We start from the raw sequence: 11,919 nt of genomic DNA, 5'->3' as shown, positions 1-11,919 counted from the left end.
CGGTTCAAAGAATTTCACACTACGCATACCCTAAATAAATCGAGTACAGCCAGGCGGCAAGGGTGCCCCCAGGAGCTTACTTCAGTAAGTATCCGGGGTTTGTGAGTGCAGCCAACACGCCTGTAACTTGAAGTATGACGGGTATATTTAGATTGGCATATTTGGGGCCATGAGTGAAACCGGTGAATCGTTCAAGCAAAATAAAAATTTGAATTTTTCAGATATATTTACATTTTACATAACTTATTGATTCTTAATTTAATCCCTATATTAATAAAGGGTTAATGATTTAATAAAAATGAACCGGTCATTTCATTAAAAATAAAAACAGGATTTCATTTTTAAAATTGAGACAAGAATGATCCCGAAGCCTGTTGTTTTAATTTATGCTTCAGCCAACCTCTCCAAGTTCAGGATTGAAAAATGGATAACGCTGTAGACAGACAGGTGTTTTATATTTCCGATGGCACCGCAATTACCGCCGAAGTGCTCGGCCATGCCGTGATGTCGCAGTTTCCCGTCGCCATCAACAGTATTACGCTGCCATTTGTTGAAAACGAAAGCCGGGCCAATGCGGTGAAAGAGCAAATCAATGCGATTTTCCAACAATCTGGCGTGCGCCCTTTAGTGTTCTATTCCATCGTGTTGCCAGAAATTCGCGACATTATTTTGCAAAGTGAAGGTTTTTGTCAGGATATAGTGCAAGCGCTGGTGGCACCTTTGCAGCAAGAATTGAAACTCGACCCAACACCGATTGCCCACCGTACTCACGGCCTAAATCCGGGGAATTTAATCAAGTACGATGCGCGTATCGCCGCTATTGATTACACACTCGCGCATGATGACGGCATCTCAATGCGCAATCTTGATCAGGCACAGGTCATTTTGCTGGGCGTCTCACGGTGCGGAAAAACCCCAACCAGTTTGTATCTTGCAATGCAGTTTGGTATCCGCGCGGCAAACTACCCGTTCATTGCCGACGATATGGATAATATCCAGTTACCTGCGGTGCTTAAGCCTCTGCAACATAAACTGTTTGGCTTAACTATCAACCCAGAGCGCCTTGCGGCTATTCGTGAAGAGCGCCGGGAAAACAGCCGTTATGCCTCGATGCGCCAGTGCCGACTGGAAGTTGCCGAAGTTGAAGCGCTGTTTCGCAAGAACCAGATTCGCTATCTGAACAGCACTAATTATTCTGTTGAAGAGATGGCAACCAAGATCCTTGACATCATGGGATTGAATCGTCGCATGTACTAATAAACTAGTTCAAAGGTGCATTTTTGTATGGTAGGGTGTACAGAATTTGGCGATAACCATTCAGTTATGCAGTTGAAATCGACATAAATTGGTTTATCGTGACAGCCATCACTTCCCGGTACTCCTGCCGAGCTGAAGACAAAATTTCTGAGACACCCAATGAACAAAACAGATGAATTGCGCACAGCGCGCATCGATAGTCTGGTTACACCCGCTGAACTGGCACAGCGTTTAGCTGTATCCGAGGAGGTTGCGCAAAACGTAACTGCCTCGCGTCGTCGTATAGAAAAAATTCTCAATGGCGAAGACAAGCGCCTGCTGGTCATTGTTGGCCCTTGCTCAATTCATGACCTGGATGCGGCTATGGATTATGCCCAACGTCTGCAAGCTGCGCGTGAAAAACATCAACATCGCCTTGAAATCGTTATGCGCACTTATTTCGAGAAACCGCGTACCGTTGTTGGCTGGAAAGGGTTGATTTCAGATCCAGATTTAAATGGCAGTTACCGCGTAAACCATGGCATTGAACAGGCACGCAGCCTGCTGTTAAAAGTAAACGAGTTGGGTGTGCCGACTGCAACTGAGTTCCTGGATATGGTGATCGGCCAGTATATTGCCGACTTAATTAGCTGGGGTGCAATTGGCGCACGCACCACTGAAAGCCAGATCCACCGTGAAATGGCATCAGCCCTTTCTTGCCCGGTGGGCTTCAAAAATGGCACCGATGGCAATACACGTATTGCAGTTGATGCGATTCGTGCGGCACGAGCCAGCCATATGTTCCTTTCGCCGGATAAAAATGGCCAGATGACCATTTATCAAACCAGCGGTAACCCATACGGCCATATCATCATGCGCGGTGGCAAACAGCCAAACTACCACGCGGCCGACATTGCTGCGGCGTGCGACAGCCTGCATGAGTTTGATTTGCCGGAACAACTGGTTATCGATTTCAGCCACGGCAACTGCCAGAAACAGCACCGTCGCCAACTTGATGTGTGTGAAAACGTATGTAACCAAATTCGCAATGGTTCACGCGCGATTGCTGGCGTGATGGCTGAAAGTTTCATTCGCGAAGGCACGCAGAAAATCGTCGCCGGGCAACCGCTGGTTTATGGGCAGTCGATTACCGACCCTTGCCTGAATTGGGAAGATACTGAAACACTGCTGGATATGTTGGCCGCCGCAACGGATTGCCGTTTTTGATTTATCGATGGGTAGCGTAAGCGCTGCCCATCAAACCTCTTGAATACCCGCCCTATTCCCCCGAACGCTCAAAATTGATTCATTCACAAATTTATTACAAATAACACTTGATGACGAAACACAGTTTATTGATAATGATTATCATTGTTACATTGATTGTCATTTGTATACAGAGTGAAACATGGATAAAACATTCACCCCTGTGAATCCGCAATCTGCGGCCGTTCCCCGTCAGATAGACAGTAAGCTTTTACTCGGCCCTGACGGGCGTGTGGTTATTCTCCACGAAGGCCAACAATACCAGTTACGTCAGACTCAGGCCGGGAAGCTAATCCTGACCAAATAAACCTAAATATAGCTCTAATGATACGCAAGCCACCCAGGTCATCCCCACCCCAGGCAGCCAGCGCTTTTAATTTTTCCTAATGGAGATTTGCGCATGCCTGCTTTACACACAGTCGGATTCCGTCTGTCCTTACTGACTGTTGCGGTGTTTACTGCCCTACCCGCTAATGCCAAAGATGACCAGGTTACTGTGGTGGCCACCGGTAACCAACGTAGTACTTTCGAAGCGCCGATGATGGTGACGGTTATTGACGCCGATTCTCCTGAAAGCCAAACCTCTTCTTCTGCCGCCGATATGCTGCGCAGAGTTCCAGGCATTACCGTTTCCGGCTCAGGACGCACCAACGGCCAGGACGTCAACATGCGTGGTTACGACCGCCGAGGCGTACTGATGTTGGTCGATGGCGTTCGCCAGGGGACGGATACCGGGCACCTCAACAGCACATTTATTGATCCCGCGTTGATCAAACGTATCGAAGTAGTGCGTGGCCCATCAGCGCTGTTGTACGGCAGCGGTGCATTGGGTGGTGTGATTTCTTATGAAACGGCTGATGCCAGCGATTTGCTGTATGAAGGCCAAAACAGTGGTTTCCGCGTATTTGGTACGGGTGCGACCGGCGATCACAGTATCGGCATGGGTGCCAGCGCCTTTGGTCGCACAGACAATCTTGATGGACTCGTATCCTGGTCAAGCCGAGACCGTGGTGACATCCGTCAGAGCAATGGTGAAACTGCGCCGAACGATGAGAATATCAGTAACTTCCTGACCAAAGGTACCTGGTACATCGACCCAGCGCAATCTCTTGCAGGCTCCCTGCGTTACTACAATAACGCCGCCCAGGAACCTAAAAATCCGCAAACCACCGATGCTGATCCAAGCAACCCAATGGTTGATCGCTCAACCATTCAGCGTGATGCGCAGTTGAAATACCACATTGGCCCGGACCAAAGTGACTGGCTCAATGCCGATGCGACCGCTTACTGGTCTGAAGCGCGTATTAATGCCCAGGGTCAAACTGACGGTGCTGAATTCCGTAAACAAACCACCTCGGGCGGTAAACTTGAAAACCGTAGCAGACTGTTCACCGACAACTTCGCCGCTCACCTTCTGACTTATGGCAGCGAATATTATCACCAGGATCAGAAACCGGGCGGCAACACTACCGGGTTCCCGCAGGCCAATATCGATTTCGGTTCAGGCTGGTTGCAGGATGAAATCACACTGCGTGACCTGCCAGTTTCTTTGCTAGCCGGGACACGTTATGACAATTACAGCGGCAGCAGCGATGGCTACGACGATGTGAATGCTGATAAATGGTCATCCCGCGGTGCGCTTTCCGTTACGCCAACCGACTGGCTGATGCTATTTGGTTCTTACGCTCAGGCATTCCGCGCCCCAACCATGGGCGAAATGTATAACGATGCTAAACACTTCTCCATTGGCACGCGTTACAGCAACTATTGGGTACCGAACCCCAACCTGCGTCCGGAAACTAACGAAACTCAGGAATACGGTTTTGGCTTGCGCTTCGACGATGTGATGCTGGCCGAAGATGGTATCGAATTCAAAGCAAGCTACTTCGATACCAAAGCAAAAGACTACATTTCTACCACTGTAGACTTCGCCAAAGCGACCACCATGTCCTACAACGTCCCTAACGCAAAAATCTGGGGTTGGGACATGACGGCGAAATATACCAGCGCATGGTTCAGCTTAGATCTGGCCTATAACCGTACACGTGGCAAAGACGAAGATACGGGTGATTGGATTTCCAGCCTGAACCCGGACACCGTCACCAGCATTCTTGACGTGCCGGTCGCCCAAAGCGGCTTCTCCGTGGGCTGGGTCGGGACTTTTGCTGGAAGCTCAACACACATCAGCAGCAGTTACAGCACCCAGGCAGGTTACGGCGTGAACGATTTCTATATTAGCTATAAAGGCCAGCAGCAGTTGCGTGGGCTAACCACTTCCCTGGTGTTGGGTAACGCCTTTGATAAGGAATACTGGTCACCACAGGGGCTCCCACAAGATGGCCGTAATGGCAAAATCTTCGTTAGTTATCAATGGTAAGTAAGGGAACGATATGACTCAGCGTTATGAAAATTGGTTGCAGCTTAAACAACAGAATCCTAAACAATATGCACGTGACATCGCAAAACTGATGAATATCAGCGAGGCCGAACTGACACATGCACGCGTAGGGCATGATACCTGGCGTTTAAAAGGTGAAGTGCGCGATATTCTCACCTCCCTTGAAAGCGTTGGTGAAATCAAATCCATTTGCCGTAACGAATACGCAGTGCATGAGCACATCGGGCGTTTTGAAAACCAGCAACTGCACGGCCATGCCGGACTGGTGCTCAACCCACGTGCTCTGGATTTGCGTCTGTTCCTGAATCAATGGGCTTTCGCATTCCACCTCCGTGAAGCAACGGTACGCGGTGAGCGTCAGAGCATTCAGTTCTTTGATAATCAGGGTGATGCGCTACTCAAGGTTTACACCACTGACAACACAGATTTCGCCGCCTGGGGCCAAATGCTGGCAACGTATATCTACGCGGATAACCCGGAGCTTGAACTGCAAGCGCCTGAAGCAAGTGTGATGACACCTGCGGTTGATGGCCGTCAGATTGAAGAAGAATGGCGCACCATGCGCGACGTGCATCAATTCTTTAGTCTGCTCAAACGTCACCAACTGACTCGTCAGCAAGCTTTCCGTCTGGTTGCTGATGACCTGGCCTGCCAGGTTGATAACAGCGCACTGGCACAATTGCTGGCGCAGGCTTTGCAAGACAAGAACGAAATCATGGTATTTGTTGGCAACCAGGGCTGCGTGCAGATATTCACCGGTGTGGTAGAGAAAGTCGTGCCGATGGATAACTGGATTAATATCTTCAATCCACAATTCACGTTGCATTTGTTGGCCGACACCATTGCTGAAAGCTGGGTGACGCGTAAACCAAGTGGTGATGGCTACGTGACAAGCCTTGAGCTATTTGCCGCCGACGGCACGCAAATCGCACAGCTTTACGGCCAACGCACTGAGGGTGAGCCAGAGCAACAGCAATGGCGCGCGCAACTGGAAACACTGGTAAGCAAAGGGCTGGCTGCATGAAACGCTGGTTGATTGCCCTACTTGCTTTGCCTGCGATTGCCGCCGCCAATGAACGAGTGGTGGCAATTGGCGGGGACGTCACAGAAATTGCTTACGCACTAGGATCGGGCGACCAATTAGTCGCTCGTGACAGCACTAGCCTGCATCCGACCGCTGCGATTAAGCTGCCGGACATCGGTTATTTGCGTCAACTGAATGCCGAAGGGATTCTGGCGATGCGCCCAACACTGGTGCTGGCGAGCGCTCAGGCAAAACCGTCTCTGGCCCTTGAGCAAGTCGCTAGCAGCCACGTCAAAGTGGTGACCATTCCTGCGGATAATTCGTTGAATGGCATTGATGCAAAGATTGATGCGGTAGCTCAGGCAATGGGGAAGACGGCACAGGGTGATGTACTGCGCAAGCAAGTGCATCACAAACTTGCGTCGATTCCTGAAAAAACGTTGCCGGTAAAAGTGTTGTTCATCATGAGCCATGGTGGCATGACGGCAATGGTCGCAGGGCAAGAAACAGCAGCAGATGCTGCTATTCATGCCGCAGGTTTGCAAAATGCGATGCAAGGTTTCAAACGTTATCAGCCAATGTCTCAGGAAGGCGTGATTGCCAGCCAACCGGAATTGGTTCTGGTCACCGCAGATGGCGTTAAAACGCTGGGCGGTGAAGCTAATGTCTGGAAGTTACCTGGCCTTGCGCAGACACCCGCCGGGAAAGATCGCCAGCTGTTAGTTGTTGATGATATGGCACTGCTTGGTTTCGGCCTGCAAACGCCAGATGCCATCCTTGCGTTACGTACAAAAGCGGAGCAATTGCCTTGATACGCCGCCCCCTGCCTCAACGCGCCCTATTCGCCATGATTCTGGCGTTATTGGTGCTATCTTTGGTAGCCGCCAATTTAGGTGCTATGCGTCTTTCCATCGCCGTGTTGTGGCAAGCGCAAGATGAAACGTTGCGTCATATCTGGCTCAACATTCGACTGCCACGCGTGCTACTGGCAACGCTCGTTGGTGGTGCATTAGCACTTTCAGGCTGCGTTATGCAGGGGTTATTCCGCAATCCGCTTGCCGATCCGGGCTTGCTCGGTATCAGCAGCGGTGCAGCTCTGGCCGTTGGGTTTTCGGTTGTCCTGCCGCTAGCATTGCCTGCGGTGCTGGCATTGTATGTTCCGATGCTTGCAGCATTTTTCGGCAGTCTCGCCGTCACGCTGGTGATTTTCTTTCTCAGCCGTCAGGGGAACAACAGCCTGTCCCGCTTGCTGTTGGTTGGTATCGCCATCAATGCCTTGTGCGGTGCAGCGGTCGGCGTTTTATCCTGGATAAGCAACGATGCCCAGTTACGCCAACTTTCACTGTGGGGAATGGGCAGCCTTGGGCAAGCGCAGTGGTCAACATTACTCGTCACCGCTTCGTTCATTCTCCCGGCTTCATTGGTTATCGCGTTTGCATCCAAACGGCTTAATCTTTTGCAGCTCGGTGATGAAGAAGCCCATTACCTTGGCGTGGATGTCAAAAAAACGCAGCGACAGTTACTCATTTTAAGTGCGCTGTTAGTGGCGGCAGCCGTTGCGGTAAGCGGTGTGATTGGCTTTGTCGGCCTGGTGGTCCCGCATCTGGTAAGGATGTGGCTCGGAGCCGATCATCGTTGGCTCATCCCCGGTTCGATTCTGGCAGGTGCGATGTTATTACTGGTTGCTGACACACTGGCCCGCACGCTAGTTACACCTGCGGAAATGCCCGTTGGTTTGCTGACCAGCTTATTGGGAGGCCCGTGGTTTTTAGCATTGATTTTCCGCCAGCGGAGAGAAACTGATGGTTGATTTACTACAGGCGCGGAATGTGACGTTGTGTCTCGGTGAGCGCAAATTGCTTGATGACATTAATCTCACACTTTCAGTCGGTGAAGTTGTGGCATTGATTGGCCCAAATGGGGCGGGGAAATCAACGCTATTACGAGTTCTCACTGGTTTCCAACTACCTGATAGTGGTGAAGTTAGCCTCGCAGGACGTGCGTTAAATGACTGGTCAGGCGAAGCGTTATCACGTAAGCGCGCAGTGATGCGCCAGCGCAGCGGTATGGCGTTTAGCTGGGCAGTCGAAGATGTGATTGCTATGGGGCGCGCACCGTGGCCGGGAAAAGAGACGAAATCTGTCGTACGGGAAGTCATGGCACTGACGGGTTGCGATACTCTCGCAGGGCGCGATTTCTGCCAGCTTTCGGGCGGAGAGCAACAGCGCGTACAACTCGCACGAGCACTGACGCAGTTATGGTTTGAAGGACAACCCCACGGCTGGCTTTTTTTGGACGAACCTACCTCAGCACTGGATCTTTATCATCAGCAGCATATTTTGCGTTTGCTGCGCCGTTTATCACTGATGGGAACGCTGTCAGTTTGTGTGGTGCTGCATGATTTGAATCTGGCCGCACTTTGGGCTGACCGAATTGTGTTGTTGCATGAGGGGCGATTAGTCGCAAATGGTTCGCCGCAAGAAGTGTTGGACGAAACCACGCTGCAACACTGGTATCAGGCTGATCTCCGGGTATTCCGTCATCCAGAACACCCGGTGCCACAGGTTTGGTTAAAACAATGAGCGAGAAAAATGCCTTAACTTGAACAACTCACTTCTAACCGTTTTCCCCAATCAGGTGGGCGTTGAGTGAACTCGTTCGGGTGTTCGGCATACGGTTGTTTCAACGTTTCATGCAGTTGCGCCAGAACACTCACATCGCCCTGCTCTGCGGCGTCGATGGCTCGCTGAGCCAGCCAGTTTCGCAAAACAACTGAAGGATTCGCGGCTTTCATTGTCAGTTGGCGCTGCTCATCGTTTATCTGCTCGGTCTGTAAACGTGCACGATAACCCGTAAACCAGCTATCAAAACCGGCGCGGTCGATAAATTCATCGCGCAGCGGCGAGCTTGCTGAGTTTTGTTCAGTCAGGCTTAACATTCTGAATGTACGCGTGTAATCACTACCTTCTTTTGCCATCAACGCGAACAATTCCGTGAGAATTTCGTTGTCAGCGACTTGTTCGGTCACCAGCCCCAGTTTGCCTCGCATTAACTCCCCAAATGCTTTCATCAATGCGAACTGATAGTGTTCGAGCAATTCGTTGAGCCATTCCACAGAAATAAACGGTGACAGCGTTTGTGCCAGGCGCTGCAGGTTCCAGAGCCCTACAGCCGGTTGATTATCAAAGGCATAGCGCCCCTGATGGTCAGAGTGGTTGCAGATGAAGCCGGGCTGATAATCATCAAGAAAACCATACGGGCCGTAATCCATGGTCAAACCCAGAATCGACATGTTGTCGGTGTTCATCACACCATGCGCGAATCCTACTGTTTGCCAGTGGGCAATCATCTGCGCAGTGCGTTCGACGACATCACGGAACCAAAGTTGATATTTGTCAGTTTCATCAAGAAGATGTGGCCAATGATGGGCAATGACGTAATCCGCCAGTTGCTGAACTTTTTGCGGTTCACGGCGATAGTAAAAATGCTCAAAGTGACCGAAGCGGACATGGCTTTGTGCGACGCGCAGCAACATGGCACCTTGCTCGGTGGTTTCACGTTGTACCGGCGTATCGCTGGTAACAATGCTCAGCGCACGCGTGGTGGGAATACCCAAACCATGCATCGCTTCACTGGCCAGAAATTCCCGCACGGTTGAGCGCAGCACTGCTCGTCCATCACCCATGCGTGAATAAGGCGTTAAACCCGCCCCTTTCAAATGCCAGTCGAATTTACGGCCATCAGTTAATTGTTGCTCGCCGAGCAAAATGCCCCGCCCGTCGCCAAGCTGGCCCGCCCAGACACCAAACTGGTGTCCGCTATAAACCTGCGCTAATGGCTGCATACCCTGCAGCAGCGTTTCACCGCTCCAGATACCGACGTGGGATTCGTCAAACAGTGAGGCATCAAGCTCAAGGTCATCGGCCAGGGGACGGTTATAATAAAATAGCCGGGCATTATGCAGTGGCGTTGGTTTTAAAGACGTATAAAAGCCGGGCAACTCGTCGTGCCAGCTATTGTTAAATACAGGTTTATTAGTCATGGAACCTCCTGCCGATAGTGTAGTGCTTGTGCGCAGTTTTAAACACGGCACATTGGCAGGGGTATTAGCTCAATGTAGAAGAATCCGGATTAGGCCAGTCTTCCAGCGCTTGAGGTGTAATCCCGGGCCAGAGATTTCCTTGCATGCAATATGTGCTTAAAGAAAGTACTTTCTGGTGAGCGACTTCGTCATCAATACCGGTAATAACTAATGATTGGCACAACGGTGAAAGTTGCGCGAGCATCGCTAACATGAAGGGCTCAAAAGAACGCTGTTTAATTTGTTTATGTATAAATGTTTTATCCAAAAACACACGTTTAAATAGCCCATCACAGAGTGATTTAGTGGTCGCAATTCCTGCACCAAAATTTGCCAGTGCTAATGGATAGCGCTTACTTAATGCGACTAAACGGGCATTTTCTTTCCCCATATTTAACTCGGGAAAATCCTCACTGATGGCAAATTCAATGAACGGAAGACGCGCCAGGCGGGAAAACAACTCTGTATTGGCTAAAATTTCCTCAGCGATTACCACGCTTATATTAAGCCAGGCAACTATACTTTGAGCCTTAAAGAACTCTTGATAGTTTTCAATTAATTCTATTTTCTCTTTGAATAATATTAATTGTTGTTCTGCTGTAACAACCGGCATAACTAATTCTGTAGGAATACGCACCGGCGCATCAACCCCAACAAAATTAGCTATTAATTCAAAGCCTAAAACCTCACCATCTGGCAAGTAAACAGGATTAAAATAAAAATCTGGACGATATTGTGCATCGAGTGCAAGAATCATTTTGCCAACCGTTTATCGAAAGAGGTGGATGGCATCGCGACACGATGAGCATCCAGCGTTAACTGGATTGATTTTATTAGAATTAAATGCAATTTCATCCCTGATGAGTGAATTAGAATCTTCTTTGAATCTAATTATATTATCCTGGATATCTTTCTATCGCCAGTTTTAGCGAATATGGCGAACAGAATCACGGTAGATTATCTCAGGAGAAAAAGATTCATTCTCACATTGGATATCTAATAATTTCCTGATAGCAGAACGAGCCATTTCTGTTATTGGAAAATGGACACTGGTGAGTGCCGGACGAACAAAGGCTGCACGTTCCCCGCTGTCGTAACAAATAAGGGAGATATCCTGGGGAATTCGCAGACCACGCTCGGTGATAGCCAGCATGGCACCGATTGCCAGTTCTTCGTTACAACAATAGATTGCCGTCGGCTGCATATTTTCAAGCAATTGAGAGGCCAGCTGATAGCCAGCAGGCATATCATACTCTCCGCCAAGCACGGCTATGGGTTCAAGCTTTGCTTGCTTCATTGCATCGATAAATCCCTGCTTGCGCAGCAGGCTTGACGAACGCCCGCTCGGCCCGTGCAAACACGCAATTGCAGTATGGCCCGCATCGATAAAGACTTGAGTTGCAAGCTTACTCGCCGCACGGTGATCAAACACGACACAACGTTGTTCAAGACCCGGGACATCACGGTCTAATACAATGAATTTGCGGTCTTGCTCTGCCAGATGTTGAAGGGTTTCATCTGTGATGGCGCGAACGTGCAATACCAGGCCATCGCAGCGCAGATTAAAAAGGCGCTGAATCGCGTTCAACTCTTTTTCTGCCGTGTCACGCCCTTGTGTCACTAATAACTGCTTACCATGTAATTCGGTTTCGCTTTGTACGGTGTCCATCAACGCGCCAAAAAAGCCGCCTCGATAGGAAGTGGTGACTAACCCTAAGGTGTTGCTTTGGCTGGATGCTAATGCGCGTGCCGCCGGATTCGGTGTATAACCTAATTCGATAATCGCCGCTTCAACTTTGATTCGGGTTTGCGCTTTGACTTTGCTGTCGCCATTCACCACGCGTGAAACGGTTGCCCGGGACACACCTGCACTTGCAGCAACATCTTCCAGAGTAACCATGAACTATCCTTTCG

General features: G+C 49.9%; 11 protein-coding genes. 8 read left to right on the top strand and 3 right to left on the bottom strand.

Going from position 1 to position 11,919, the window contains the following annotated elements:
* Positions 1-423 precede the first annotated feature (423 nt).
* The 8 genes from FH968_RS04620 (at position 424) to FH968_RS04585 (ending at position 8,506) form a co-directional block, all read left to right on the top strand.
* Positions 424-1,257: a pyruvate, water dikinase regulatory protein gene (locus FH968_RS04620; RefSeq protein ID WP_139877879.1), complete on the top strand. Its 834-nt coding sequence runs from the start codon at positions 424-426 to the stop codon at positions 1,255-1,257.
* A gap of 159 nt (positions 1,258-1,416) precedes the next feature.
* A complete protein-coding gene (aroH, locus tag FH968_RS04615) occupies positions 1,417-2,463 on the top strand; it encodes a 3-deoxy-7-phosphoheptulonate synthase AroH (protein WP_139877877.1) in 1,047 nt (348 codons plus the stop codon).
* Positions 2,464-2,644: 181 nt separating this feature from the next.
* A complete protein-coding gene (gene hemP, locus FH968_RS04610; protein WP_139877875.1) occupies positions 2,645-2,809 on the top strand; it encodes a hemin uptake protein HemP in 165 nt (54 codons plus the stop codon).
* A gap of 93 nt (positions 2,810-2,902) precedes the next feature.
* Positions 2,903-4,879, top strand: coding sequence for a TonB-dependent hemoglobin/transferrin/lactoferrin family receptor (locus FH968_RS04605; RefSeq protein WP_139877872.1), 1,977 nt, complete (start codon positions 2,903-2,905; stop codon positions 4,877-4,879).
* A 13-nt stretch (positions 4,880-4,892) separates the two neighbouring features.
* The gene (locus tag FH968_RS04600) at positions 4,893-5,924 is read left to right on the top strand and encodes a hemin-degrading factor (RefSeq protein ID WP_139877870.1); all 1,032 of its coding nucleotides are present in this window, start codon (positions 4,893-4,895) and stop codon (positions 5,922-5,924) included.
* Entirely contained in the window at positions 5,921-6,736 is an 816-nt protein-coding gene (locus FH968_RS04595) for a hemin ABC transporter substrate-binding protein (protein WP_139877868.1), read from the top strand. The genes FH968_RS04600 and FH968_RS04595 overlap by 4 nt, the downstream gene beginning before the upstream one ends.
* Before the next feature lie 35 nt (positions 6,737-6,771).
* Positions 6,772-7,734 (top strand): iron ABC transporter permease, encoded by a 963-nt coding sequence (locus FH968_RS04590; protein ID WP_139878045.1) that lies wholly within the window; start codon positions 6,772-6,774, stop codon positions 7,732-7,734.
* Positions 7,727-8,506: a heme ABC transporter ATP-binding protein gene (locus FH968_RS04585; RefSeq protein ID WP_139877866.1), complete on the top strand. Its 780-nt coding sequence runs from the start codon at positions 7,727-7,729 to the stop codon at positions 8,504-8,506. The genes FH968_RS04590 and FH968_RS04585 overlap by 8 nt, the downstream gene beginning before the upstream one ends.
* 14 nt (positions 8,507-8,520) lie before the next feature.
* Here FH968_RS04585 and selO read toward each other — a convergent pair whose 3' ends face one another.
* From selO to FH968_RS04570, 3 genes are all read right to left on the bottom strand, one after another.
* Positions 8,521-9,966, bottom strand: coding sequence for a protein adenylyltransferase SelO (selO, locus tag FH968_RS04580; protein WP_139877864.1), 1,446 nt, complete (start codon positions 9,964-9,966; stop codon positions 8,521-8,523).
* A gap of 64 nt (positions 9,967-10,030) precedes the next feature.
* Positions 10,031-10,762 (bottom strand): EAL domain-containing protein, encoded by a 732-nt coding sequence (locus FH968_RS04575; protein WP_139877862.1) that lies wholly within the window; start codon positions 10,760-10,762, stop codon positions 10,031-10,033.
* 168 nt (positions 10,763-10,930) lie between these two features.
* Positions 10,931-11,905 carry a LacI family DNA-binding transcriptional regulator gene (locus tag FH968_RS04570; RefSeq protein WP_139877860.1) on the bottom strand — a complete coding sequence of 325 codons (975 nt, stop codon included), beginning with the start codon at positions 11,903-11,905 and terminating at the stop codon, positions 10,931-10,933.
* Positions 11,906-11,919 lie beyond the last annotated feature (14 nt).

This window comes from Buttiauxella sp. B2 (genome assembly GCF_006376615.1).
In the GTDB taxonomy this organism is placed as follows: Bacteria; Pseudomonadota; Gammaproteobacteria; order Enterobacterales; family Enterobacteriaceae; genus Buttiauxella.
The sequence above is the reverse complement of the archived record's forward strand: the minus strand, read 5'-3'. Positions and strand labels throughout refer to the sequence as shown.